Annotated in this window: 32 protein-coding genes; 25 read left to right on the top strand and 7 right to left on the bottom strand. The window is 48.8% G+C overall.

The genetic code is table 11. From position 1 onward, the window contains the following. The first annotated feature begins 3 nt into the window (after positions 1 to 3). The 8 genes from cpaB to CWI70_RS12135 are packed head-to-tail and all read left to right on the top strand — an operon-like array spanning position 4 to position 6,361. A complete protein-coding gene (gene cpaB / locus CWI70_RS12170; protein ID WP_126774129.1) occupies positions 4 to 714 on the top strand; it encodes a Flp pilus assembly protein CpaB in 711 nt (236 codons plus the stop codon). 6 nt (positions 715 to 720) lie between these two features. After that, positions 721 to 1,935 carry a type II and III secretion system protein family protein gene (locus CWI70_RS12165; protein WP_126774127.1) on the top strand — a complete coding sequence of 405 codons (1,215 nt, stop codon included), beginning with the start codon at positions 721 to 723 and terminating at the stop codon, positions 1,933 to 1,935. Continuing rightward, positions 1,932 to 3,119 carry a TadA family conjugal transfer-associated ATPase gene (locus tag CWI70_RS12160; RefSeq protein WP_126774125.1) on the top strand — a complete coding sequence of 396 codons (1,188 nt, stop codon included), beginning with the start codon at positions 1,932 to 1,934 and terminating at the stop codon, positions 3,117 to 3,119. The genes CWI70_RS12165 and CWI70_RS12160 overlap by 4 nt, the downstream gene beginning before the upstream one ends. Beyond that, positions 3,109 to 3,972, top strand: coding sequence for a type II secretion system F family protein (locus tag CWI70_RS12155; RefSeq protein ID WP_126774123.1), 864 nt, complete (start codon positions 3,109 to 3,111; stop codon positions 3,970 to 3,972). Before CWI70_RS12160 ends, CWI70_RS12155 begins: the two co-directional genes overlap by 11 nt. Then, on the top strand, positions 3,959 to 4,747 hold the full coding sequence (locus tag CWI70_RS12150) for a type II secretion system F family protein (protein ID WP_126774121.1): 789 nt from the start codon (positions 3,959 to 3,961) through the stop codon (positions 4,745 to 4,747). The genes CWI70_RS12155 and CWI70_RS12150 overlap by 14 nt, the downstream gene beginning before the upstream one ends. Positions 4,748 to 4,766: 19 nt before the next feature. Beyond that, a complete protein-coding gene (locus tag CWI70_RS12145; protein WP_126774119.1) occupies positions 4,767 to 5,147 on the top strand; it encodes a DUF192 domain-containing protein in 381 nt (126 codons plus the stop codon). Then, positions 5,131 to 5,613: a hypothetical protein gene (locus CWI70_RS12140; RefSeq protein ID WP_126774117.1), complete on the top strand. Its 483-nt coding sequence runs from the start codon at positions 5,131 to 5,133 to the stop codon at positions 5,611 to 5,613. Before CWI70_RS12145 ends, CWI70_RS12140 begins: the two co-directional genes overlap by 17 nt. 1 nt (position 5,614) lies before the next feature. Further along, the gene (locus tag CWI70_RS12135; protein WP_126774116.1) at positions 5,615 to 6,361 is read left to right on the top strand and encodes a hypothetical protein; all 747 of its coding nucleotides are present in this window, start codon (positions 5,615 to 5,617) and stop codon (positions 6,359 to 6,361) included. Here the strand turns inward: CWI70_RS12135 and CWI70_RS12130 are convergent. The 6 genes from CWI70_RS12130 to CWI70_RS12105 are packed head-to-tail and all read right to left on the bottom strand — an operon-like array spanning position 6,358 to position 12,122. Next, a complete protein-coding gene (locus CWI70_RS12130) occupies positions 6,358 to 6,720 on the bottom strand; it encodes a Na+/H+ antiporter subunit G (RefSeq protein ID WP_126774114.1) in 363 nt (120 codons plus the stop codon). The genes CWI70_RS12135 and CWI70_RS12130 overlap by 4 nt on opposite strands. A 10-nt stretch (positions 6,721 to 6,730) precedes the next feature. Next, positions 6,731 to 7,000: a K+/H+ antiporter subunit F gene (locus CWI70_RS12125; protein ID WP_126774112.1), complete on the bottom strand. Its 270-nt coding sequence runs from the start codon at positions 6,998 to 7,000 to the stop codon at positions 6,731 to 6,733. Then, entirely contained in the window at positions 6,994 to 7,482 is a 489-nt protein-coding gene (locus tag CWI70_RS12120) for a Na+/H+ antiporter subunit E (protein ID WP_126774110.1), read from the bottom strand. The genes CWI70_RS12125 and CWI70_RS12120 overlap by 7 nt, the downstream gene beginning before the upstream one ends. Then, positions 7,475 to 8,989: a monovalent cation/H+ antiporter subunit D gene (locus tag CWI70_RS12115; RefSeq protein WP_126774108.1), complete on the bottom strand. Its 1,515-nt coding sequence runs from the start codon at positions 8,987 to 8,989 to the stop codon at positions 7,475 to 7,477. The genes CWI70_RS12120 and CWI70_RS12115 overlap by 8 nt, the downstream gene beginning before the upstream one ends. Continuing rightward, entirely contained in the window at positions 8,989 to 9,333 is a 345-nt protein-coding gene (locus tag CWI70_RS12110) for a Na+/H+ antiporter subunit C (protein WP_126774106.1), read from the bottom strand. The genes CWI70_RS12115 and CWI70_RS12110 overlap by 1 nt, the downstream gene beginning before the upstream one ends. After that, on the bottom strand, positions 9,333 to 12,122 hold the full coding sequence (locus tag CWI70_RS12105; protein ID WP_126774104.1) for a monovalent cation/H+ antiporter subunit A: 2,790 nt from the start codon (positions 12,120 to 12,122) through the stop codon (positions 9,333 to 9,335). The genes CWI70_RS12110 and CWI70_RS12105 overlap by 1 nt, the downstream gene beginning before the upstream one ends. 431 nt (positions 12,123 to 12,553) lie before the next feature. Between CWI70_RS12105 and rplN the strand changes: the two genes are divergently transcribed. The 17 genes from rplN to rplQ all read left to right on the top strand — a co-directional run bounded on the left by rplN (position 12,554) and on the right by rplQ (position 21,068). After that, the gene (rplN, locus tag CWI70_RS12100) at positions 12,554 to 12,922 is read left to right on the top strand and encodes a 50S ribosomal protein L14 (protein WP_026861019.1); all 369 of its coding nucleotides are present in this window, start codon (positions 12,554 to 12,556) and stop codon (positions 12,920 to 12,922) included. 10 nt (positions 12,923 to 12,932) lie between these two features. Further along, the gene (rplX, locus tag CWI70_RS12095; RefSeq protein WP_126764557.1) at positions 12,933 to 13,247 is read left to right on the top strand and encodes a 50S ribosomal protein L24; all 315 of its coding nucleotides are present in this window, start codon (positions 12,933 to 12,935) and stop codon (positions 13,245 to 13,247) included. A gap of 21 nt (positions 13,248 to 13,268) precedes the next feature. Then, positions 13,269 to 13,808: a 50S ribosomal protein L5 gene (rplE, locus tag CWI70_RS12090; RefSeq protein WP_126774102.1), complete on the top strand. Its 540-nt coding sequence runs from the start codon at positions 13,269 to 13,271 to the stop codon at positions 13,806 to 13,808. Positions 13,809 to 13,819: 11 nt separating this feature from the next. Next, complete coding sequence (gene rpsN / locus CWI70_RS12085) at positions 13,820 to 14,125, top strand: 30S ribosomal protein S14 (protein ID WP_126774100.1); 306 nt, start codon at positions 13,820 to 13,822, stop codon at positions 14,123 to 14,125. A 26-nt stretch (positions 14,126 to 14,151) separates the two neighbouring features. Beyond that, positions 14,152 to 14,544: a 30S ribosomal protein S8 gene (gene rpsH, locus CWI70_RS12080; RefSeq protein WP_034734085.1), complete on the top strand. Its 393-nt coding sequence runs from the start codon at positions 14,152 to 14,154 to the stop codon at positions 14,542 to 14,544. A 14-nt stretch (positions 14,545 to 14,558) separates the two neighbouring features. Then, on the top strand, positions 14,559 to 15,092 hold the full coding sequence (gene rplF / locus CWI70_RS12075) for a 50S ribosomal protein L6 (RefSeq protein WP_126774098.1): 534 nt from the start codon (positions 14,559 to 14,561) through the stop codon (positions 15,090 to 15,092). A 9-nt stretch (positions 15,093 to 15,101) separates the two neighbouring features. Continuing rightward, positions 15,102 to 15,455, top strand: coding sequence for a 50S ribosomal protein L18 (gene rplR / locus CWI70_RS12070; protein ID WP_126774096.1), 354 nt, complete (start codon positions 15,102 to 15,104; stop codon positions 15,453 to 15,455). A 9-nt stretch (positions 15,456 to 15,464) separates the two neighbouring features. Next, entirely contained in the window at positions 15,465 to 15,971 is a 507-nt protein-coding gene (rpsE, locus tag CWI70_RS12065; RefSeq protein WP_126755499.1) for a 30S ribosomal protein S5, read from the top strand. Positions 15,972 to 15,977: 6 nt separating this feature from the next. Beyond that, on the top strand, positions 15,978 to 16,160 hold the full coding sequence (gene rpmD, locus CWI70_RS12060) for a 50S ribosomal protein L30 (RefSeq protein WP_126755500.1): 183 nt from the start codon (positions 15,978 to 15,980) through the stop codon (positions 16,158 to 16,160). A 4-nt stretch (positions 16,161 to 16,164) separates the two neighbouring features. Continuing rightward, complete coding sequence (gene rplO / locus CWI70_RS12055) at positions 16,165 to 16,599, top strand: 50S ribosomal protein L15 (RefSeq protein ID WP_126774094.1); 435 nt, start codon at positions 16,165 to 16,167, stop codon at positions 16,597 to 16,599. A 5-nt stretch (positions 16,600 to 16,604) separates the two neighbouring features. Further along, entirely contained in the window at positions 16,605 to 17,933 is a 1,329-nt protein-coding gene (gene secY / locus CWI70_RS12050; protein WP_126774092.1) for a preprotein translocase subunit SecY, read from the top strand. A gap of 25 nt (positions 17,934 to 17,958) precedes the next feature. Continuing rightward, complete coding sequence (rpmJ, locus tag CWI70_RS12045; RefSeq protein WP_055439830.1) at positions 17,959 to 18,072, top strand: 50S ribosomal protein L36; 114 nt, start codon at positions 17,959 to 17,961, stop codon at positions 18,070 to 18,072. Positions 18,073 to 18,204: 132 nt separating this feature from the next. Further along, positions 18,205 to 18,561, top strand: a complete 357-nt coding sequence (gene rpsM, locus CWI70_RS12040; RefSeq protein WP_126774090.1) for a 30S ribosomal protein S13 — start codon at positions 18,205 to 18,207, stop codon at positions 18,559 to 18,561. An 11-nt stretch (positions 18,562 to 18,572) separates the two neighbouring features. Beyond that, positions 18,573 to 18,962, top strand: a complete 390-nt coding sequence (gene rpsK, locus CWI70_RS12035) for a 30S ribosomal protein S11 (protein WP_034734070.1) — start codon at positions 18,573 to 18,575, stop codon at positions 18,960 to 18,962. 30 nt (positions 18,963 to 18,992) lie between these two features. Further along, the gene (gene rpsD, locus CWI70_RS12030) at positions 18,993 to 19,613 is read left to right on the top strand and encodes a 30S ribosomal protein S4 (RefSeq protein ID WP_126774088.1); all 621 of its coding nucleotides are present in this window, start codon (positions 18,993 to 18,995) and stop codon (positions 19,611 to 19,613) included. A gap of 25 nt (positions 19,614 to 19,638) precedes the next feature. Further along, positions 19,639 to 20,628, top strand: coding sequence for a DNA-directed RNA polymerase subunit alpha (locus tag CWI70_RS12025; RefSeq protein WP_126774086.1), 990 nt, complete (start codon positions 19,639 to 19,641; stop codon positions 20,626 to 20,628). Positions 20,629 to 20,666: 38 nt separating this feature from the next. Further along, positions 20,667 to 21,068: a 50S ribosomal protein L17 gene (gene rplQ / locus CWI70_RS12020; protein ID WP_126774084.1), complete on the top strand. Its 402-nt coding sequence runs from the start codon at positions 20,667 to 20,669 to the stop codon at positions 21,066 to 21,068. Between the two features lie 74 nt (positions 21,069 to 21,142). Here the strand turns inward: rplQ and CWI70_RS12015 are convergent, their stop codons facing one another. Next, positions 21,143 to 21,973, bottom strand: a complete 831-nt coding sequence (locus CWI70_RS12015; RefSeq protein WP_126774082.1) for a hypothetical protein — start codon at positions 21,971 to 21,973, stop codon at positions 21,143 to 21,145. Between the last annotated feature and the right edge of the window lie 358 nt (positions 21,974 to 22,331).

Genomic DNA, 22,331 nt, shown 5'->3' with positions numbered 1-22,331 from the left:
TCAATGGCTAGGTTTGGGTGGCGCTTTATTGTTCTTGGTCTCGTGGTATTGGCCATGGTTACTGCAAGCTATCAACTCGTTATGCGGTATTTAGCACAACAGTCACATGAACTGGAGCAACGTCTCAACGCAGAGATGGAGTGGGTGCTGGTATTCAGTCACGATCTTGAGGCTGGCGCAGTCATTGGGCTTGACGATTTGCAGCAGCGTAAATACCCGCCGAGTTATATCAGTGATGATTGGCTGCGACCCAATGATGCTATGGCTGTCGTTGGTAACAGCGTGCAAAATTTCGTCAGCGCTGGGGAGCCGGTAATGCTAGGTCACTTAGGCAGAGTTAGGCGTTCTTCTTTTAGTGATCAGCTAGCGCCAGACGACTATGCCGTTACGGCAACAGTAGGTATCGAGCAGGTTCACCATGGTTTGTTAGCCGTGGGCAATCGGGTGAGCTTAGTTGCTGGCGGTGGTGGTGAGCCGCTGCGTATGCTTACCAACATAGAAGTGTTAGCGCTCGACAATCAAAGCAAAGAGTACGTCGGGGGAGCACTCGCGGTGACCATTACTTTCCGATTAAAGGCCGAGCAGGCGGCGATTTTTGAAGGGTTTAGGCGTCAGGGTTTTGCATTGTGGCTACAACATCCTGAAGCCGAGTATAGCCACGTGAAATCACCTTTAAAACCACACCTCTTTACCATATCAAAAGCAGGGAGCTAATTGATCATGATGTCTTTTCTTGGGGCATTTCTTTTTCTGGGTGCGGTAGGTGCAACACCAGCATCCACACAAATACAAGTCCAAGTCGGTGAATCGCACATACTCGCTCCGACAGGAATTGAAGAGATCGTCATTACTTCGCCCGAGGTTTTAGGCTACCAACAATTGCCTAGTGGTGCCGTGGTGATTACTGGGCACCAACCGGGTAAAGCAGAAGCGTTAACGTTTAAAGCCGGTCAGCTTCAGCAAAGATTCACATTTATTGTTAAGCGAGCGCCAGATAAGCATCTAAAACTCAGGCTAGCGACATTGCAACGGCGTTTTCCGCAATTACAGATTAGTGATGGTGCTGACGAACTCATTCGATTATCAGGCCAGCTACCTGCGCAAGCGAAAGCTGATATGAACGATTTGCTGGCGCGTTTTCCTCGTCTTGCGTCACAAATTGAATGGCTTCCGCCAGCACCCGAACCGATGTTAGTGCTCGAAGTTCGCATTGCCGAAGTCAAACGCTCATTTGCACGGCACATAGGTGTTCGTTGGCCCGGGCACGTCAACGGCCCGTTGCTTCAAGATATGGGGAATTGGCTTCACCTGCCGTTAAGCGCGCAAACCACACTGGATATTATGGAACGTGAGGGACGTGCGCGACTGCTTGCCAACCCAACACTAACCGCAATGAGTGGAGGTAAAGCAGACTTCCTGGTTGGCGGAGAGTTTCCGGTGCCGCAAGTGGTCGCTCAGGGTATGCAAGATGTCAGTTTTCGACCTTACGGGATACAGCTAGAAATTTCCCCTAAGCTGTTAGCTGACCAACAGGTAAGTGCCACCCTCGTCGCTGAATTAAGTTCGATCGATCCGGCGACAGCAGTCAACGGTGTACCTGGCCTTCTAAGCCGACGCGTATCGTCGACACTGACCTTACCGTTGGGAGAAACACTGGTGTTATCAGGTCTCATTCAACATGAGCAAGCGCAACAGGCCGATCGGTTTCCTGAGCTGCACAAGTTGCCTATTTTGGGTGCACTTTTTTCGTCGACGCAGTTTCGTGCAGCGGAAACGGATCTGATCGTAATGGTGACGCCACGTCTAGCCAAACTTGCAAGTGCAGAGCAAGCTAGTCTTGCCGAGTTTGTTGCTAAGCGTGAGCGCTTTCAAAATGCCGTTGGTTGTGTCGGTCTAATAGAACCCTTTATGGGCGCGGGGGAGAACACACTATGATCGAAAAAAACCAGCTCATCGAGGCGCTACGCCTGCAAATACAACGCGTCACGCTGCAACGCGAGTTTGCCAGCACAGATAGCTTGCGGGGCTATGCGTTTGATTTTCTGTCAGCTTATATAAAGCAACACGGTGCTGAACAGCCAACGCATGAACATCAGCATTTGGTTAATGACGTGATAGAAGCATGCATGGGGTTTGGTCCGCTTAGTGGGTTATTGGCTGACGATTCGATCAGCGAGATCATGGTGAATCATTACGCGGGCATATTCATTGAGCGTCGTGGGCACCTAGAAGCGTCCGATGTACGCTTTCAAAGTGAAGCGGAGTTACTGCAGGTTATCGAGCGCATGGTGCTACCACTAGGCCGACGTATTGATAGTGCTCAGCCGATGGTCGATGCAAGGTTACCCGACGGCTCAAGGGTCAATGCGGTGATCGCTCCGTTAGCATTACGTGGCGCGTGTCTCACCATTCGCAAGTTCTCACGGAAGGCTTTAACGTTTGCCGACCTTGAAGCTTCAGGAGCACTCTCAAGTTCAGCAACCGATTACTTGAAGAAGGTCATCGCACAACGAAAAAATATTCTCATCATCGGTGGTACCGGTACCGGGAAAACGACTTTTCTTAATTTATTAGCCAGTGAGATCCCTGCAGAGCAACGCTTGATTACCATCGAGGACGCTGCCGAATTGCAACTTAACCACGCCAACCTGATCGCGCTCGAGGCGCGCCCTGCGAATGCCGAAGGGAGTGGCCTGGTGAGCATTCGCGATTTGCTCATCAATGCGCTGCGCATGCGCCCCGATCGGATCATTGTTGGTGAGTGTCGCGGTGCCGAGGCGCTTGATATGTTGCAGGCCATGAATACTGGACATGAGGGCTCGCTAACAACCTTACATGCGAATAGCCCACGAGAAGGCCTACAACGCTTGGAGGTAATGGTGATGCTAGCCGGTTTTGAGCTTCCGTTGTTGGCCATTAGGCAACAAATTGCCAGCGCCGTCGAGGTGATTGTTCAAGTCACGCGAGGCTCTAATGGTCAAAGGGTAGTGAACGCGATCAGTGAAGTTGTTGGTATCGAGTCTTCAGCGTACCAAGTGAGTCCGCTTTTTGAGCGGCGAGATGGTGGCTTACAAGCCTCGGGAATTCGTTCTGAATGGATAACAGATCATGCGTGTTGATGAATGGTTGGTTGTTTTCTTTGTCACTGCGACGGCAATACTTGCTCTTGGTTTAGCGACTTGGGGAGGAATAGCAATTTATCGTGATGCTCGCCAGCAAATTGAACAGCACGCTGAAGCGTCCTTAGCTGTATTTCTCATATTTTTGCCGATGCGGCAGTTTTGGTATGGAGTGCTGTTGCTGACTTCATTGATTGCGTTAATAACCCTGCTACTTACCCATGACTGGCGTTCGATGATGCTGACTATGGTTGTGTCAGTTGGTGCTTTGCCGCTTTTGAGAAATGTTTTACACCAAAAGCGTACGGCACAGATTGAGCAACAGCTCCCAGAGGCACTGCGGTTACTAGCAAATAGTCTGCATGCCGGGATGGGCTTGGCATCCGCATTAGCGTTAACGGCGCAGCAGGTTCCTGCACCATTAGCGACCGAACTATCTCTTATTGTCCAAAGGCAGCGCACCGGTGAAACCTTAGAAAGTGCATTTGCTGACTTTCAACGTCGTGCGGCGACCTCGATTGTGCAATTCTTCGGCTTTATCATTGTTACGAGCGTGCGCCATGGTGGGCAGCAAGCCGACGTACTTTCTCGTATGGCCGAAGCGATTCAGCAACAACATTATGCGCAGCAACGGATCTTAAGTTTATCGGCACAAGCGCGCCTGCAAGGACGAGTCATGTTCTTTCTGCCCTTAGGCCTTTTCTTTGCGCTTAAAACGGTACACCAAGACGCCACCACGCTATTGCTTACGACCTCGGCAGGACAGATTGTGGTAGTCGCGAGTGTTTGTTTAATGGCGGCTGGTTATTTTTTAACGCGTCGTATTTTGGGACAGTTTTATGTTGCTGACTAAATGGCTGCTCGGTCTCTTATTTTGCGGGATTGGCGTATTAATTTTTGTTCTTCTGAATAGTCTAGCGCAACGATTGTTACCGCGTTTACACAGCTATACCACGGTAGTTCTTCAGCGGCTACCGCCGCGGCTACGACGCCAAATTGATAAAGCTGCGGAGCATGCAGGTGCAGCGGGTGAAACAGCGTTTTTTGTGATGGAGCAAAGCGCAATGTTGATCGCGCTCGTGCTGAGCGTGCTGTTACCGCTTCCGACCTGGGTCGGCTGGGGGGTAGGTGGACTTATTGTGCTCAATGTTGTGCAGCGACGTGCAAAACGTCGCCTACTGGTACGCCGCTTCGAAAAACAATGGCCAAACTGTTTAGATATGCTGGCGATGTTAATGCGCTCGGGCTTGTCGTTTGCTGCTGCCCTCCATGCACTCGCACAACTCCCAAGCGCCTCTGTAGCAATTCGACAACTACGGCAACTGCAACAACAACTGCACGCAGGTGTGTCTATGGAAGCCGCTTTTTCGGCAATGAAAGCACGTTTGCCTAGCCCTGCCTTCACGTCGTTTGCCGCAGCGGTACTTCAGGCGCGATTAAGCGGTTCGGCATTAACAAATACGTTAATGTTGCAAGCGGAGCAGGCACGTAGCGAGCAGCAGTTAGCGGCGGAGAAATTTGCCCAAGAAGTCGGGGTTAAGCTTTTACTACCTTTAGTGACATGCTTTTTCCCAGTAACCTTTCTCATTATTTTAGGGCCTATTTTTATAGGTTATTTCCAGTCTTGATGCTGCATAAGGAAGATGCATGATGAAATATGGACGCTTGCTGATGAGTCCCGAACAATTTTGCCTATGGCACGAAGTTCATGTCTTGACCAGTTTTCCCCAACGGTTGCTTGGATTGCTGACCAAAAGAGGCTTGCCTAGGGGGCACGCCTATTGGTTTCCGAGTTGCTCTGCAGTACATAGCTGGGGAATGTTATTTGCCATCGATATAGTCGGGCTGGACAAAAATCAACGCATCACTGCGATACGACGCAATGTACAGCCGGGCGTGATGCTCAAACTTCAGGGAGTGCATTCGATTATCGAGTGCGAAGCTGGTTACCCATACCCACTTGAGGCTTGGTGTGGTCGCCGTGTGATCTTTGAAGAGCGGGAGGTGAATCATGAAGAGGTTCTTTGAGCTGCTGGCCATCGCGCTCGCCTGTTTGTTCATGACTGCATGCGTAGCGACTAACACCTCGCCGTCACCGAGTATTGTTGCAGGCCAAGACTCATCGCGAGAAGTTGCCATGCGAGCCTATGCAGAAGGTGACTATCACCTTGCGGAAGGAATTTTACAACGCCTTGCCGCTGCGCCACATCTTGATCCGCAAGCGCCCTGTTATTTAGGTGCAATTCACTATCGCCAGCATGCGTATCAAGCCGCGCTGAAACGCTTTCAAGAGTGCACTACTCAGTATCCGGAACGTTCAGAAGTTTGGTTTAACGCTGCTGCTTCACATCTTCGTCTAGCTACAGAGTTGTTATTAACTGGGCGAAGCTATCAGATCAATGAAAACTCATCTACGGCGCTAACGAAGCAGTATGAAGGCTTGCTCAAAGCTCTATTGCAACTGCAACGCGCGCACGCAGACGAGGTGTATTGAGATGTTCATACGCCAGCAAAGTCATGGCTTCGTGTTACCGATTGTCGTTTTGTTGTTAGGCCTTTTTAGTCTAACTTGGCGTTATAGTTTCAATCTTTCAGAACATGAGCGGCGCCTCAAACAGCAACAAACCCTAGAGGCGGAGCTACTTTTTTGGCATCGCGCTGTGGCTGCTTTCATGTTGCAGCATGAGCAACATCTGAGTCACTTTAGCGAATTGCTCGCGTTTTATGAGCTTGAATGGCCCGAGCATCGACTCGGCAATGGTGACCGCGTGACGTACAGCGGCACTGCAGTAGCGCCGGGGGAATTTGAGTTACGGATTGCTAATTTACCAGAAGAGGTGAGCCAAGTTTACCTTGAAGGCTCCTCTCCTATGTTCACAGCGGAGCAAACGGGAAACTTAGTCTTTGCCGTGCGTGCGAGTGAGCAGTGGGCATTCACCAATCCTCTTATTCGCCGGAGTCAGCCCGCTGCAAGTGTCATGGAAGCCGATATCGATTTGGCTGGGCGCGACATAGTAGGTATGGCGGACTTAGCTGCGGAACATTTTGGCGCTACTGTTGGCGAGGTGAGCGGTACGGGTTATCTAACAGCAGGTCAGATGGACGTGTTCACGACCAGTGCACTCAACGTAGAAAATGCAACCATAGCAGGCGTGGATCTACGCAGCTTAATCGACACTATGATTGCTTTAGATGCGCAACTTGGCCCGTGCTTAATAGCTGATGGGCCGTGTTACAACTAGTCGTCTTTGTCACTGTATTGTTCAGGCTTGGTACGAAAATCACGGGTGTTTTCTGAAAGCTCTAATTCAAGGTGTAGCCCCGCTTTCGCCAACAAATGCGCACTAATCGGTGCGGTAAGAAACAGAAATATCGCAATAAGCAATTCGTGCAAGCTGAGCCCGTCGGTCATCGAAAAGTAAAGAATAGAGCCAATAATCACGCCGCCGACGCCCAATGTTGTATTTTTAGTTGGCGCGTGTAAGCGTGCCATGAAGTCAGGCAGCCTTAGCAAACCCAATGAGCCGATAAAGGCAAAGCTGGCGCCCAAAATGATAAAAAATGAGATGACCCAATCGGCCCACACTGGTAAGTCTGTCATGGTGTCACTCCTATTCGATTAAGTCGCCGCGCAGCAAAAATTTCGCAGCAGCGATGGTGCCGATGAACCCAAGCATGGCAATCAATAAGGCCGCCTCAAAATAAAATGCGGTATCGTGCCAAATGCCTAGCAAGATCAAAAGCGCTAAGGAATTAATATAAATGGTATCCAGCGTTAAGATTCGATCCGGCAAACTTGGCCCGCGAATCAAGCGAATGATATTCATCAAAAGCGCCAAGCTAAATAAGCCGAATGCCACTTGTAGAGCGTAAACTAGCATTGGAATATCTCCTTTAGACGACGTTCATAGCGCTGTTTAATTTGTTGAATTGTGGCTTCCGGGTCGTCGACATTTAGCGCGTGGATGAGAATACTGCGACCGTCACGCCCAAGCTCGGCTGAAATGGTTCCCGGCGTTAAACTTATGGTGCTGGCCAAAATGGTAATCGGCACAGAACCACTAATCGCTAGTGGGAATTCAATAAGTGCCGGTTTTATATTTTTTCGAGGCCTCAAGATAATTGCCGCAATATTGAAATTCGACACGATGATATCGCCTAACAAGATAAAAAAGTATTGCACGCCGAGTAATGGGTGGTGCAGGGTTGTTCGATAATCACGAGCCCGCAATGTATACAACGGAATGATGATCGCCAACACCAGTCCAAGCAAGGTTGCACCTACGGATACTTTATTCTGCAATAGCAACCAGAACGCTAATAAGAACAAGCTCCACCAGGGAGCTGGAACAAGCTTATTCATGCTGGCCTCCATCGAGTACTTGTGAGATGTAACCTTGCGGGTTCGCTAACTGTTCCGCGATAGCTGAGGTGAAACCAGAAAAAGCTTGAGCAAAAACAGTCAATGCCACCGCACCGAGGAGCAGTAAAACAACAGCCATGTGCTGCCAGTAGGGGTGGCTTACATCGTTCGGTTTACCCTCAAGGGTGTGCCAAAACATACGGCTGCCAGCACGCGACAATGCAATCATCATTAGAAAAGTTGCACCAAGAATCAATGGCCACAGCCATGCCACTTGAGCACCTGTACGGGCAGCCTCAAGGATGAATAACTTACTAATAAAACCAGAGAGCGGCGGAATGCCAATTACCGTAATAGCGGCTAGGAAAAATAAACCGCCCAATAATTGGTGCTGCGCCATTTTACGTCCTTTGACGATGCGTGACGCGGTTTTGCCACGTTGTTCTGCGATCATGTCAACAAGTAAAAAGAGGGCGCCTGTTACGAGCGTCGAGTGCACGAGATAAAACAGCAAGGCACTTATCGCATCGTTGTGACCCAGACTAAGTGTGGTGAGCATCGTCCCCACTGAAACGAGGACCAAGTAGGCCACCACCTGACGAATATCACGGCTACCGAGCACCCCTAATGCGCCAATTAAAATAGTCAGTAAGCCTAACCACCATAACCAGCCGTAGCCCAAAAATGCGACTTCACCGGCGTCAGCGCCAAAAATCAGAGTGAAGACACGAACGATGGCGTAAATGCCGACCTTGGTCATGATGGCAAAGAGTGCGGCAACGGTTCCGGTGGTATTTGCATAGGCTTGTGGGAGCCAAAAATACAACGGCAATAGGGCTGATTTAAGTGCAAATACGATGAATAAAATCATGCCACCGGCGCGCGCAATTGCAGCATCGTCGCCTTGAAGTAGCGCAACTTTGCCGGCCATGTCAGCCATATTAAGTGTCCCGGTAATCCCGTAGAGCACGCCGAGGCTGATAAGAAAGAGCGCTGAACCAGTAAGGTTGAGCACGACATAGTGCAAGGTGGCGCGTAATTTTGCTTTACCGCCGCCGTGCATAAGTAGGGCATAACTCGAAATGAGTAAGATTTCAAAGAAAACAAATAAGTTAAATAAGTCCCCGGTAAGAAAAGCCCCCATGATTCCTAACACTTGAAATTGGAATAGCGCTTGGAAATGAGAGCCGAGGTTGTCTTCTCCGTGGCAGGCATAAATCAGCACTGGGAGTGCGAGCACTGCGGTCAACAGAACCATCAATGCGGATAGCTTATCTGCAACCAAAACAATCCCAAAGGGCGCTTGCCAACTGCCAAGCGCATACACCACGATTTCCGTGTGGACGGTGATCACCAGCATGATCGCCACAATAAGCGTTAATGAGGAGGCCACAATGCCAATGATGCGGCGATAGTACTGCGCGCGTTCACCCCACGGTAAAAGCTGTAGCAGTGCCGCCAGCATGGGGATGACAATAGGCAATGTAATTAAATGTTTAGTTAGCATTACCGCTGCCCATCCTGTTCCGCGTAGTTGTAATCATTGACTTCATCTGAACCAATTTCACCACGAACCCGCACGGCCAAGATGATGGAGTAGGCCGTCATGGCGAAGCCGATAACAATCGCGGTTAAGACTAATGCCTGAGGTAATGGGTCAGTGGTATTGTCACTCGCCCCAACGATGGGCAGCTCATTCACAATCAAGCGGCCTGTTGAGAAGAGAAATAAATTTACGGCATACGACAGCATCGTTAAACCAATGACGATCGGAAATGACCGTCCGCGTAAAATTAAAAACACGCTACAGGCAGTTAATGTTCCTACGGTTATGGCGTACAACGTTTCCATTAATAACCCTCCTGACGTGGGCGGTGACGCGTGGTCATTTGACCAAAGTTGGCAAGAATCATGAGCGTTGCTCCGATGACTGTTAGGTACACGCCTAAGTCAAACAAAATCGCCGTAGCTAACTCAAACTCGCCGATGAATGGCCAATGTACATGAGTGAAACTTGACGTTAGGAAGTTGTGGTCGAAGAGCCAGCTCCCAATCCCAGTAAATAATGCGATCATTACGCCGACAGCTGTCAGCGTTTGATAGTTGTAATCAAAGCGCGACTTAACCCAATCGACGCCATTGGCGATGTATTGCAAGATCATTGCGGCGGCCGTAACAAGGCCTGCAATGAAGCCGCCGCCAGGTAGGTTATGACCGCGTAAGAAGATGTAAACAGACACCATTAGTGCTAGTGGTAGCAGCGCTTGCGATACAGTTTGCACTAGCAATGGATGCTTCACGCGGTGCCAAGGGCGACCATCGACGTCACTTGAAGGCATAAAGGGGCGTAAATTATTAAGTAATTTATGAATGCCGGCGGCGGCAATGGCAAGCACGGTAATTTCGCCTAGCGTATCGAACCCACGGAAATCGACTAAGATAACGTTGACCACGTTAGTACCACCGCCACCCGGTACCGAGTTGGCAAGGAAAAAGTCAGAAATACTGTTGAACGGGCGTGTCATAAGTGCGTAATTAAGGGTTCCCACGATGCCACCGATACTGCCCGCCAGTAATACATCACGTGCCACGCGCCGGCCGCTTGATGCGCGTGGAATTCGCTGCGGCATGAAGAACAATGCCAAAATCATTAAGATGATGCTGACGACCTCGACGACCAATTGCGTCATCGCTAAATCTGGCGCCGAAAAGTGAATGAAGCTCAGTGAAACGATAAGGCCAACTACCGAAAGCATCATCAGTGATGTTAGGCGTTGGCGGTGCAACATAGCTGTCGAAATGGCCGCTAACATCAGCAAAACAGCACCGACCAAACTCACAGCATCAATCGGTAGCTGCGGTCGACTCCCCGTTAACTGCAGGATATCGGCAAGTTCAGGGATCACGACAACCAAGGTAAACACCAGTAAAAATGCAACGTAACGTTGCAACGAACCATTTTCCACTTGTTGCATAAGTTCATCACAAAAACGTGTGGTGTTGCTGACGATTTTGGCAAACACATCTTTGGCATCGTGAGGGTCAAATTGGCGACTGAATGTAAGGAGTTCGGCGCGGCCGACATAAATCGCAATCCCGCCCGCGAGTGCTAGGGCGCTCATGAGCAACGGCATGTTAAAGCCATGCCAAATGGCAATATCTAAAGTAGGGACGGTGCCGTTCACAGCGAGCACAGCACTTTCCACGATGTTGGCTGTGAGCAGCATTGGTGCTATGCCGACTGCAATACACAGGATGGCAAAGAAAATCACCGGCATACGCATCATTAGCGGCGGCTCATGCGGTTTTTTCGGCAAGTCGGTCGCTGGCTCTTGGAAGAATACGTCATGTACGAAACGCACCGAATAGGCTACTGACAACATAGCGCCGAGCGTTGCGAGCACAGGCACAAACCACGACAAGCCGCCAAATAGGTGTTGATTGTAAGCTTCGGCAAAGAACATTTCTTTGGATAAGAAACCATTAAACAGCGGAATCCCCGCCATCGCTGCTGAAGTAATTACCGCAAGTATCATGGTGAAGGGCATCGCTTTGCGCAACCCACTCAGTTTGCGCATATCGCGTGAGCCTGTTTCATGGTCGATGATACCCGCAATCATGAACAGACCAGCTTTAAAAGTGGCATGGTTGAGAATGTGAAAGAGTGCGGCGGCGATTGCGCCTGCACTACCCAAACCCAACAGCATTGTGATCAAACCCAGATGGCTAATGGTTGAGAATGCGAGTAGGCCCTTTAAGTCGGTTTTAAGCAAGGCAAAATAAGCGCCGAACAGTAAAGTCGCTAAGCCCGTGAGGGTGACAATCGTGGTCCACTCAGGCGTACCACCTAATGCTGGCGTCAGGCGTGCCATTAAAAAGATACCAGCCTTCACCATCGTCGCCGAGTGTAAGTAAGCACTTACCGGTGTCGGTGCTGCCATCGCGTGAGGCAGCCAGAACTGGAATGGAAATTGCGCTGATTTAGTGAATGCCCCGATCAAAACTAAGATTAAGGCAGTCAGGTAAAGATCGTGGTTCTTGATTGCTTCGGCGGCATTGAGAACCGCATCTACTTGGTAGCTGCCGGCAATGTTCCCAATCAGTAACAAGCCCGCTAAGAGTGCTAGGCCGCCTGCACCGGTGATCGCCAAAGCCATTCTTGCGCCACGGCGTGCGGTACTTTGATGAAACCAATAACCAATCAATAAAAATGATGAAATGCTGGTCAATTCCCAGAAGAACCACATGAGAATAAGGTTATCGGCGGTAACAATACCCAGCATTGAGCCCATAAACAGCAGCAAACAGGCAAAGAAACGTGGCGCACTGTCTTTGGCACTCAGGTAATAGTGCGCGTAGATGATAACTAATAGACCGATACCTAAAATAAGGCCGGCAAACAACAACGACAGCCCATCTAATCGAAACGCGATGTGAAGCCCCAAGTCGGGGAGCCATTCGAGCAAATAGTGCGGCACAGCGCCATTTAGCGCTAGGGGTGCGGCGTAAATGAGTAAGGCGAGACTGAAGCTGGTCACCCCAGCCGCAGCTAAAGTGCTATACAACCGTGAGCGTCCGCCCAAAAGCAGGGGAAGGATTGCGCCGATAAAGGGCAAAAATACTATTGCAGCTAAGTTCATTTGTCCTCACTAGGGCTCGACTTCTTCGTTTAAGCGTTCGACTTAACGTCTTATAAGGTTGAATTTACCACTTCGATCAGTCGCTTGCCAACTGCTTCGGTCGCAGCTAGCGTGGTGTTGAGCCCTTCCACCCTACTATTGAAACTCATAAATAAGTAGGGTTATTAACTGGCATTCGCGTGGTTGAATTGATACTATGACGGCGTTCGTGGTTGGTTCGAATTGTTAACGCAAAAACCGCTGCGAAACTTCCCCTAAGAAAATCATCCCTAGCACTATCATCTAAAAATTTTATCTGTTACAATTCGCCGCCCTTTTTATAAGGGGAAGTCTTTTATTCTCTTTTCCGAAGGCAACGGACGAAAAGCAAGAGTAAAAGGACGGACAGCGACCCGAGAGGGTCTGTTTAATTAATCAAGCGGAGCACTGCAATGATCCAAATGCAAACTACACTGGAAGTGGCCGATAACTCGGGCGCACGCAGCGTACAATGTATTAAGGTTCTGGGTGGCTCGCACCGCCGGTACGCAAACATTGGCGACATCATCAAAGTTTCTGTTAAAGAAGCGATTCCTCGCGGCAAAGTGAAGAAAGGTGATGTAGTTAATGCGGTGGTCGTTCGCACCAGAAAAGGCGTCCGTCGTCAAGACGGGTCAGTCATCCGTTTTGACCGCAACGCGGCTGTATTGTTGAATAACAACCAACAGCCAATTGGCACTCGTATCTTTGGACCAGTGACTCGTGAATTGCGCTCAGAGCAATTTATGAAGATTGTTTCTCTGGCACCAGAAGTACTGTAAGGAGTCAGTTATGGCGGCAAAAATCAAACGTGATGACGAAGTAGTAGTCCTGGCAGGTAAAGACAAAGGCAAGCGTGGTAAAGTGCTGAAAGTCGACACCGCTAAAAATCGTGTTTTCGTTGAAGGCGTAAACATCGTGAAGAAACATCAGAAGCCGAACCCGGCTCTTGGCGTTGCTGGCGGTGTGATTGAGCAAGAAGCTTCAATCGACGTTTCTAACGTAGCGGTTTATAACCCAGAGACTGGTAAAGCAGATCGTGTTGGTTTCAAACTTGAAGACGGCAAAAAAGTTCGTTTCTTCAAGTCGAACAACGCAATCATTTAATTTTTAATTTGGAGTTTTACGATGGCGAAACTGCATGATTTTTACAAAGAATCAGTAGTTCCTGAGCTGGTTAAACAGTTCAGCTACAACAGCGTCATGCAAGTCCCTCGGATTGAGAAAATCACCCTTAACATGGGTGTTGGTGAAGCTCTGGCTGACAAAAAGATTCTCGACAACGCAGTGGCTGACCTAGAAGCTATTTCTGGTCAACGCCCAGTTCGTACCGTTGCTCGTAAATCTGTCGCTGGCTTCAAAATCCGTGAAGGCTACCCAATTGGCTGTAAAGTGACTCTGCGTGGCGAGCGTATGTGGGATTTCTTAGAGCGTTTAATCTCTATTGCAATTCCTCGTGTTCGTGACTTCCGTGGTTTGAACCCTAAATCATTCGACGGACGTGGAAATTATAGTATGGGTGTGCGTGAGCAAATCATTTTCCCTGAAATCGACTTTGATAAAGTTGATCGGGTTCGTGGTTTGGATATCACTATCACAACTACTGCAGGCACTGATGACGAAGCTCGCGCTTTGCTCGCTGCCTTTAACTTCCCGTTCAAGAAGTAAGGTGTAGAGTTATGGCTAAAGAAGCAATGAAAATGCGTGAGCTCAAGCGTCAAAAGCTTGCAGCTAAATACGCAGAGAAACGCATCGCACTTAAAGCTGTGATCAGCGATCCGAATACTTCGGATGAAGAGCGTTGGGAAGCCGTGCTGAAATTGCAAAGTCTCCCGCGTGATTCAAGCCCTAGCCGTCAGCGTAATCGCTGCCGCGTTACAGGCCGCCCTCACGGTTTCTTACGTAAATTCGGTATGAGCCGAATCAAAGTTCGTGAGAAAGCGATGCGCGGTGAAATTCCTGGCTTGAAAAAAGCTAGCTGGTAAGCCACGAGTCACGGGAGAAAGCAAATATGAGCATGCAAGATCCAATTGCGGATATGTTCACTCGCATCCGCAACGCTCAGGGTGCTAACAAAGTCGCCGTGCGCATGCCTGCTTCAAAACAGAAAGTGGCTATTGCCCAAGTTCTGAAAGAAGAAGGTTATATCGCGGATTTCAGCGTATCTGGTGAAGTGAAAGCTGAACTAGAAGTAACGTTGAAATACTTTGAAGGCAAGCCTGTTATCGAATCAATTGAGCGCGTAAGTCGCCCTGGTCTGCGTATCTACAAGAAACGCAACGAACTACCTAAAGTTATGGGTGGTTTAGGTGTGGCTGTCGTCTCAACTTCTAAAGGCCTGATGACCGACCGCGCCGCTCGCAAAGCGGGTCTTGGCGGTGAAGTTATCGGTTACGTAGCGTAACGAGGAGTTAGGAAATGTCACGAGTTGCTAAAGCACCTATTGCCATTCCTGCTGGCGTTGAAGTTACGCTAAATGGCCAGGAAGTGACAATTAAAGGTGCCAAAGGCTCATTGAGCCGTGTAGTTAACGACGCTGTCGAACTTGTACAAGAAGACAACGTATTGCGTACTATCCCTCGTGAAGGCGTTGCAAATGCAACTGCTCAAGCGGGTACAGCGCGCGCGTTACTACAAAACATGGTGGTTGGTGTTGCGCAAGGTTATGAGCGTAAGCTGCAGTTAGTTGGTGTTGGTTACCGTGCAAATACTGCCGGTTCTAAACTCAACTTAACTTTAGGCTTCTCTCATCCTGTTGAGTTCGATATCCCGCAGGGAATTACTATCGAAGTCCCAACACAAACTGAAGTAGTCGTTAAAGGTGTAGACAAGCAGTTAGTTGGCCAAGTTGCCGCTAACATTCGCGCGTACCGTAAGCCTGAACCTTACAAAGGTAAGGGTGTACGTTATGCCGATGAGCAAGTGCGCCGTAAAGAAGCCAAGAAAAAGTAAGGTAAGACGATGGACAAGAAAACAGCTCGCTTACGCCGCGCAACTCGCGCACGTAAGAAAATGCTTGAGTTGGGTGCAAACCGCCTGGTCGTTCACCGTACACCACGGCATATTTACGCACAGCTCATTGCACCGAACGGTTCTGAAGTACTAGCTTCAGCTTCAACAGTTGAAAAAGCAGTCAAAGACGCGGTTAAAGCAACTGGTAACGTCGATGCAGCTAAAACAGTTGGTAAGCTGATCGCTGAACGGGCGATTGAGAAAGGCATTAAAGATGTTGCTTTCGATCGCAGTGGTTTCCGTTATCACGGTCGCGTTGCAGCTTTAGCTGACGCAGCTCGTGAAGCTGGACTTCAGTTCTAGGAGACGAACATGGCAAATGCAAATGTAGAAGCTCAACAAAGTGACCTGCAAGAAAAGCTAATCACAGTAAACCGTGTAGCAAAAGTAGTTAAAGGTGGTCGTATCTTTAGCTTCACTGCACTCACTGTGGTTGGTGATGGTCAGGGTAAAGTGGGTTTCGGTTACGGTAAAGCTCGCGAAGTTCCAGCTGCTATTCAAAAAGCAATGGAAAAAGCGCGTCGCAACATGGTAACCGTGCAGCTGAAAGGCGACACTTTGCAACATCCTGTAAAAGGCCGTCACTCAGGTTCACAGGTATTCATGCAGCCAGCCTCTGAAGGTACAGGTATCATCGCCGGTGGTGCGATGCGTGCAGTACTTGAAGTAGCAGGCGTGCACAACGTGCTGTCAAAAGCATATGGTTCAACCAACCCAATCAACGTTGTACGTGCAACTATCAAGGCACTTCACAACATGAAGTCGCCAGATCAAGTGGCGGCTAAGCGTGGATTGCGCGTTGAAGACATTTTGGGGTAGTGAACAATGGCGAATAAGACAATCAAAGTAACACAGACGCGTAGCAGCATCGGTCGTTTGCCGAAGCACAAAGCTACTCTACGTGGTCTTGGTCTACGCCGCATTGGTCACACGGTCGAGCTGGAAGATACTCCAGCCGTCCGCGGCATGGTGAACCAAGTCACTTACATGGTAAAGGTGGAGGACTAATACGATGTTCTTGAACTCACTCTCCCCTGCACCTGGTGCTAAAACCAGCAAAAAACGTCTTGGACGTGGTATTGGCTCAGGCTTAGGAAAAACTGGTGGACGTGGCCATAAAGGTCAAAAGTCTCGCTCAGGCGGTTCTGTGAAGCCAGGTTTTGAAGGCGGCCAAATGCCAATCCAACGTCGCTTGCCGAAGTTTGGTTTTACTTCACGTAAGTCATTCGTGACTGCAGAAGTAAACCTTGCTGAAGTAGCGAAAGTTGCTGGTGATACTGTTAACATGGCGAGCTTGAAAGAAGCTGGTTTGATTCGTAACGACATTCTGTTCGTTAAAGTAATCAAGTCAGGCGAAATCAATCGTGCTGTTACAGTACAAGGCATCAAGGTCACCAAAGGCGCCCGCGAAGCTATTGAAGCCGCTGGCGGCAAAATCGAAGGATAGAGCAAATGGCTAAACCAGGATTGGAATCTAACAGAGCTCAAGGCGGCACCTCGGAACTAAAACGACGCCTGCTGTTTGTACTCGGCGCGTTGATCGTGTTCCGTGCGGGCTCCTTTGTGCCTATTCCTGGTATTGATGCCGCTGTATTGGCGCAATTATTTGACCAGCAAAAAGACACCATCGTTGCCATGTTTAACATGTTCAGCGGTGGTGCACTTGAACGTGCATCGGTATTCGCTTTGGGTATCATGCCGTACATCACCGCATCGATTATTATGCAGTTAGCCTCGGTGGTTCATCCACGTTTGGCTGAGCTTAAGAAAGAAGGTGAAGCAGGTCGTCGTAAGATTAGCCAATACACGCGTTGGGGTACCTTGGTACTCGCAACATTCCAGTCAATTGGTATTGCCACTGGCTTACCAAGTCTGATGCCAGGACTCGTTATTGATCCCGGTTTCGGATTCTACTTTACAGCGGTTGTGAGCTTAGTCACGGGAACAATGTTCCTGATGTGGCTTGGTGAGCAGATCACTGAACGTGGGATTGGTAACGGTATCTCTATTCTTATTTTCACCGGTATTGTTGCGGGCCTACCGTCTGCCATTGGGCAAACGGCTGAGCAAGCACGTCAAGGTGACTTACATTTATTGTTGTTATTGCTGATTGGTGTGATTGTTTTCGCCGTGACGTATTTCGTAGTTTTTGTGGAGCGCGGTCAGCGCCGAATTGTGGTAAACTACGCGAAACGTCAGCAAGGTCGTAAAGTCTTTGCGGCGCAAAGTACACACTTGCCATTGAAAGTTAATATGGCTGGTGTAATTCCGCCAATTTTTGCATCGAGCATTATTTTGTTCCCAAGCACTATCGCAACTTGGTTTGGCCAAGGCGAGGGCATGGTAGCTAACTTCTTACAAGAGCTGTCGTTGACATTGTCACCAGGTCAGCCTTTGTACGTGATGCTTTATGCAGCGGCAATTATCTTCTTCTGTTTCTTCTATACCGCGTTGGTTTTCAATCCGCGCGAGACAGCAGATAACTTGAAGAAGTCGGGAGCGTTTATCCCTGGTATTCGTCCAGGTGAGCAAACCTCACGTTACATCGATAAAGTAATGACCCGGTTGACGCTTGCGGGCGCGCTGTACATTACCTTTGTCTGTTTGGTTCCTGAGTTCATGATGATTGCATGGAACGTTCAGTTCTACTTCGGCGGTACATCACTACTGATTATCGTTGTAGTTATCATGGATTTTATGGCGCAGGTCCAGACTCATCTGATGTCGCATCAGTATGACTCGGTCCTGAAAAAAGCTAATCTTAAAGGCTTCGGCCGTTAAGGTTGGATAATTACGGAGTGTAGCAATGAAAGTTCGTGCTTCCGTGAAGAAAATCTGCCGTAACTGTAAAGTTATCAAGCGCAACGGTGTTGTGCGTGTAATTTGCAGTGACCCTAAGCACAAGCAACGGCAAGGTTAATTCGAGAAAGAAGCCCGCAGCCTAGAAAAATTTCTTGGCTGCGGCTTTGATATGTTTGCAAATTGGCGACCGGTTGAGTATCCTAACGGGCTTTTCAAATCCGGTCACCCATAAACTATAGGAGACGTGTTAGTGGCCCGTATCGCTGGCATTAACGTTCCTGACAATAAGCATGCAGTCATTGCCTTGACTGCGATCTACGGTATCGGCCGTACCCGCTCAAAGCACATTCTTGCTGCAGTGGGTATCGCGGAAGATACTACGATCGGCTCTTTGTCAGAAGAAAAACTAGATCTGCTTCGCGAAGCAGTAGGTAAATTCGCTGTAGAAGGCGACCTACGTCGTGAAGTTTCTATGAATATCAAACGCTTGATGGACCTCGGATGTTTCCGTGGCCTTCGTCATCGTCGTGGCTTGCCTCTACGTGGACAGCGCACTAAAACTAATGCGCGCACCCGTAAAGGTCCGCGTAAACCAATTAAGAAGTAAGGAGTTGAGCAATGGCTAAACAACCAACTCGTACTCGTAAGCGCGTTAAAAAGCAAGTCGCTGATGGCATGGCTCACATCCATGCATCTTTCAATAACACCATTGTGACCATCACTGACCGTCAAGGTAACGCGTTAGCATGGGCAACTGCAGGTGGTTCTGGTTTCCGTGGTTCACGTAAATCAACACCATTCGCTGCACAGGTTGCTGCTGAGCGCGCGGGTGAAATGGCGAAGGAATATGGGTTGAAGAACCTAGAAGTGTTCGTAAAGGGCCCAGGTCCTGGTCGCGAATCATCGATTCGCGCGTTGAACGCTGTAGGTTATCGCATCACGAACATTACTGATGTGACGCCTATTCCTCACAACGGTTGTCGTCCGCCTAAGAAACGTCGCGTTTAATAGGCGCCATACGATAGTTGGAGAAAGAACATGGCTAGATATTTGGGTCCAAAACTCAAACTGAGTCGTCGCGAAGGAACAGATTTGTTCTTGAAGAGCGGCGTACGCGCGATCGATACGAAATGTAAACTCGAAAGCGCACCGGGTCAGCACGGCGCACGTCGTGGCCGTTTGTCTGATTACGGTTTGCAGTTACGTGAAAAGCAAAAAGTTCGTCGTATGTATGGCGTACTCGAAAAGCAATTCCGTAACTATTACAAAGAAGCTGCCCGTATTAAGGGCAACACTGGTGAGAACCTGCTGCAATTGCTTGAGCAACGTTTAGATAACGTCGTTTACCGCATGGGATTCGCATCAACTCGTGCTGAAGCACGTCAGTTGGTGAGCCACAAAGCAGTGGTAGTGAATGGCCAGGTAGTCAACATTCCGTCGTTCAAAGTTCGTCCGGAAGATGTTGTGTCCGTTCGCGAAAAAGCGAAAAAGCAGGCGCGCATCGCCGCCGCATTGGATCTCGCTGATCAGCGTGAAAAGCCAGTGTGGTTAGAAGTAGACGCGAACAAAATGGAAGGTCAATTTAAGCGTCTTCCAGAGCGTTCAGACTTGTCTGCTGAAATTAACGAACAGTTGATCGTAGAGCTTTACTCTAAGTAAAGCTTAAGCATAAAGAGAGGACACAATGCAGGGTTCTGTTACCGAATTCCTTAAACCAAGGCTAGTCGACATTGAACAAATCAGCCCGACTCACGCAAAAGTGACGTTGGAGCCTCTTGAGCGTGGCTTCGGTCACACGCTGGGCAACGCGTTGCGCCGTATTTTACTTTCATCTATGCCAGGTGTGGCTGTGACTGAAGTAAAAATCGACGGCGTTCAACACGAATACAGCAGTAAAGAGGGTGTTCAGGAAGATGTCATCGAAATTCTGCTGAACCTTAAAGGCTTAGCAGTCACCATGGAAGGTAAAGATGAAGCTACGCTGACCTTGAAAAAATCTGGAGCGGGCCCTGTCAAGGCTGGCGATATCACCACTGATGGTGATGTCGAGATTGTTAACCCAGACCACCTGATCTGTACTTTGACAGGTGATACTGAGATTGAGATGTCAATCAAAGTTGAGCGTGGTCGTGGTTATGTTCCAGCTTCGGCACGTCAGTCCGCTGACGATGAAGAGCGTCCGATCGGGCTTCTACTTGTCGACGCTTCTTTCAGTCCAGTTGAGCGCATTGCGTACAACGTTGATTCAGCTCGTGTTGAACAGCGTACCGACTTGGACAAACTGGTTATCGACATGGAAACGAATGGCACTCTGGATCCAGAGGAAGCGATTCGCCGCGCAGCAACTATTTTAGCTGAACAGCTAGAAGCATTTGTTGAATTGCGTGACATGAGCGAACCGGAAGAGAAAGAAGAAAAACCAGAATTCGATCCGATTCTGTTACGTCCGGTAGACGATTTGGAATTAACTGTGCGTTCTGCGAACTGTTTGAAAGCAGAAGCTATTCAGTACATTGGTGATTTAGTACAGCGCACTGAGGTTGAGTTGTTGAAGACTCCTAACCTTGGTAAGAAATCGCTGACCGAGATCAAAGACGTACTTGCCTCACGTGGTTTGTCTCTAGGTATGCGCCTAGAAAACTGGCCGCCAGCAAGTCTTGTTGATCGCGACTAAACCATCTTTTACAGAGAATTACTGAGAAGGGTATAGGTATGCGCCATCGTAAGAGTGGTCGTCAACTCAACCGCAACAGCAGCCATCGCAAAGCGATGTTCAGCAACATGGCAAGCTCACTTGTGCGTCACGAAGTGATTAAAACAACACTTCCTAAAGCCAAAGAACTTCGTCGTGTGATCGAACCGCTTATCACTTTATCGAAGCAAGATAGCGTAGCTAACCGCCGTTTGGCGTTTGCTCGCACTCGCGACAAAGAAGTGGTTGGTAAGTTGTTCAACGAACTTGGCCCACGTTATCAAGAACGTGCTGGTGGTTACACTCGTATTATGAAGTGTGGTTTCCGCGCTGGTGATAACGCGCCAATGGCTTATGTTGAGCTAGTTGACCGTCCAGAAGTTGAAGCTACTGAAGCTGAAGAAGTTGCAGTAGAAGAGTAAAATTCTCTCACGAGAATTAAAAAAAGCCGCTCATTTGAGCGGCTTTTTTGTTTGTGTTTTTTGAGCGTTAAGGATTATGACCCGCTATCTTTAGATTCAATAACCGTTGCTATTTCTTCTTCACCAATGCCATGTGCATTAGCTATGGTCTCTATTTCTTGATAGCTCATACCAGCACGATACGCGCCTTTAAGCACCGATAATGCCTCTTTTCGTGAAGTGACTTCATTTGCCGAGGGTTCGGCATCATCACTAGCAATCAAGTCGATTAAGTCAGATAGGGAGCTGGCTAGGTAGTCACCGATTGCCGGCAACACACTTAATGTAGCATGTACAATTCCCTCAACTTTCTCCGGTTGTGATGCGCTGGCGGACTGCATGATACTGTCTGCCATTTCAGGTTCAACCTTAACGGCTACACGAACAAGTTCTTCAACATTAGCGGGATCTACTCGGCTGGCTTCAACTACAATCTCATCGGCGTAAGCAGGCTCGGCTTCGACCGCAATACGTACGAGTTCCGCAGGTTTGGCGACCTGGGTGTGCATAGCTACTGCCATGATGTCTTTGGTGAAACCAGGTTCAGCGTCGATAGCGGCTTTGATTATTTGCTCGTAGCTTTTTGGGTAACGTTCAAACGCCGCGTGAAGAATAGGTTCGACATGCTCTGGGTAATTGCTTAAAAGGACGCGTACGGTACGAGTGGCCGAGAAGTTTCGCTTGGTGTAATAACGAAACATGCGTAAATAGGTATTAACTAGGCGTTTGTTATCTTCGGTGAGCTGGTAGCTATTGCTATCTATGTAACCTATTTCGTCACTTATGGTAATAGCTTGTGCAGCATTTGGTAAGGCTACACCGAAGGCAACAGCCAGCGCTATTGTAAGTGCTGTATTTGATTTCATCGATTGCACACCCCTAGTGATTCGTTATGTTGTTATTGTTTTTAGAAACGCTTTACAGAACATTAGCAGTGTTTATAGACAATAAACAGACAAAGATCGTTCAATCTGTTCAAAAAAAAAGCAGTCAGTATTTATTTCGCAAAAAGATCTTGCACCCAGTTAAATGATCCTTATAATTCGCCGCCGTTGTCACCGAGGGCAAAGCCAAAGGGGATAACGGTCAGCGGCGCGTAGCGCCTGCAAAAAAAGATCAAAAATGATCTTGACGCTGACAAGGGAAAGCGTAAAATACGCATCCCGCTCGAGAGTTCCGAAAGGGCCGAGCGAAACGTTCTTTAACAATATATCAAGCCAAGCA

It is taken from the genome of Pseudidiomarina homiensis (assembly GCF_003987225.1).
In the GTDB taxonomy this organism is placed as follows: Bacteria; Pseudomonadota; Gammaproteobacteria; order Enterobacterales; family Alteromonadaceae; genus Pseudidiomarina; species Pseudidiomarina homiensis.
The sequence above is the reverse complement of the archived record's forward strand: the minus strand, read 5'-3'. Positions and strand labels throughout refer to the sequence as shown.

Excerpts from the sequence above, each read along its gene's own strand:
- rplN (WP_026861019.1), top strand. The coding sequence starts at position 12,554 with ATGATCCAAATGCAAACTACACTGGAAGTGGCCGATAACTCGGGCGCA.
- rpsN (WP_126774100.1), top strand. The coding sequence starts at position 13,820 with ATGGCTAAAGAAGCAATGAAAATGCGTGAGCTCAAGCGTCAAAAGCTT.
- CWI70_RS12120 (WP_126774110.1), bottom strand. The coding sequence starts at position 7,482 with ATGAATAAGCTTGTTCCAGCTCCCTGGTGGAGCTTGTTCTTATTAGCG.
- rplR (WP_126774096.1), top strand. The coding sequence starts at position 15,102 with ATGGACAAGAAAACAGCTCGCTTACGCCGCGCAACTCGCGCACGTAAG.
- rplQ (WP_126774084.1), top strand. The coding sequence starts at position 20,667 with ATGCGCCATCGTAAGAGTGGTCGTCAACTCAACCGCAACAGCAGCCAT.
- rpmJ (WP_055439830.1), top strand. The coding sequence starts at position 17,959 with ATGAAAGTTCGTGCTTCCGTGAAGAAAATCTGCCGTAACTGTAAAGTT.
- secY (WP_126774092.1), top strand. The coding sequence starts at position 16,605 with ATGGCTAAACCAGGATTGGAATCTAACAGAGCTCAAGGCGGCACCTCG.
- rpsH (WP_034734085.1), top strand. The coding sequence starts at position 14,152 with ATGAGCATGCAAGATCCAATTGCGGATATGTTCACTCGCATCCGCAAC.
- rplX (WP_126764557.1), top strand. The coding sequence starts at position 12,933 with ATGGCGGCAAAAATCAAACGTGATGACGAAGTAGTAGTCCTGGCAGGT.
- CWI70_RS12145 (WP_126774119.1), top strand. The coding sequence starts at position 4,767 with ATGATGAAATATGGACGCTTGCTGATGAGTCCCGAACAATTTTGCCTA.
- CWI70_RS12140 (WP_126774117.1), top strand. The coding sequence starts at position 5,131 with ATGAAGAGGTTCTTTGAGCTGCTGGCCATCGCGCTCGCCTGTTTGTTC.
- rplF (WP_126774098.1), top strand. The coding sequence starts at position 14,559 with ATGTCACGAGTTGCTAAAGCACCTATTGCCATTCCTGCTGGCGTTGAA.
- CWI70_RS12115 (WP_126774108.1), bottom strand. The coding sequence starts at position 8,989 with ATGCTAACTAAACATTTAATTACATTGCCTATTGTCATCCCCATGCTG.
- CWI70_RS12165 (WP_126774127.1), top strand. The coding sequence starts at position 721 with ATGATGTCTTTTCTTGGGGCATTTCTTTTTCTGGGTGCGGTAGGTGCA.
- CWI70_RS12135 (WP_126774116.1), top strand. The coding sequence starts at position 5,615 with ATGTTCATACGCCAGCAAAGTCATGGCTTCGTGTTACCGATTGTCGTT.
- CWI70_RS12015 (WP_126774082.1), bottom strand. The coding sequence starts at position 21,973 with ATGAAATCAAATACAGCACTTACAATAGCGCTGGCTGTTGCCTTCGGT.
- CWI70_RS12110 (WP_126774106.1), bottom strand. The coding sequence starts at position 9,333 with ATGGAAACGTTGTACGCCATAACCGTAGGAACATTAACTGCCTGTAGC.
- rpsE (WP_126755499.1), top strand. The coding sequence starts at position 15,465 with ATGGCAAATGCAAATGTAGAAGCTCAACAAAGTGACCTGCAAGAAAAG.
- rpsK (WP_034734070.1), top strand. The coding sequence starts at position 18,573 with ATGGCTAAACAACCAACTCGTACTCGTAAGCGCGTTAAAAAGCAAGTC.
- CWI70_RS12160 (WP_126774125.1), top strand. The coding sequence starts at position 1,932 with ATGATCGAAAAAAACCAGCTCATCGAGGCGCTACGCCTGCAAATACAA.
- CWI70_RS12125 (WP_126774112.1), bottom strand. The coding sequence starts at position 7,000 with ATGCTAGTTTACGCTCTACAAGTGGCATTCGGCTTATTTAGCTTGGCG.
- CWI70_RS12025 (WP_126774086.1), top strand. The coding sequence starts at position 19,639 with ATGCAGGGTTCTGTTACCGAATTCCTTAAACCAAGGCTAGTCGACATT.
- rpsD (WP_126774088.1), top strand. The coding sequence starts at position 18,993 with ATGGCTAGATATTTGGGTCCAAAACTCAAACTGAGTCGTCGCGAAGGA.
- cpaB (WP_126774129.1), top strand. The coding sequence starts at position 4 with ATGGCTAGGTTTGGGTGGCGCTTTATTGTTCTTGGTCTCGTGGTATTG.
- CWI70_RS12150 (WP_126774121.1), top strand. The coding sequence starts at position 3,959 with ATGTTGCTGACTAAATGGCTGCTCGGTCTCTTATTTTGCGGGATTGGC.
- CWI70_RS12130 (WP_126774114.1), bottom strand. The coding sequence starts at position 6,720 with ATGACAGACTTACCAGTGTGGGCCGATTGGGTCATCTCATTTTTTATC.
- CWI70_RS12105 (WP_126774104.1), bottom strand. The coding sequence starts at position 12,122 with ATGAACTTAGCTGCAATAGTATTTTTGCCCTTTATCGGCGCAATCCTT.
- rplO (WP_126774094.1), top strand. The coding sequence starts at position 16,165 with ATGTTCTTGAACTCACTCTCCCCTGCACCTGGTGCTAAAACCAGCAAA.
- CWI70_RS12155 (WP_126774123.1), top strand. The coding sequence starts at position 3,109 with ATGCGTGTTGATGAATGGTTGGTTGTTTTCTTTGTCACTGCGACGGCA.
- rplE (WP_126774102.1), top strand. The coding sequence starts at position 13,269 with ATGGCGAAACTGCATGATTTTTACAAAGAATCAGTAGTTCCTGAGCTG.
- rpmD (WP_126755500.1), top strand. The coding sequence starts at position 15,978 with ATGGCGAATAAGACAATCAAAGTAACACAGACGCGTAGCAGCATCGGT.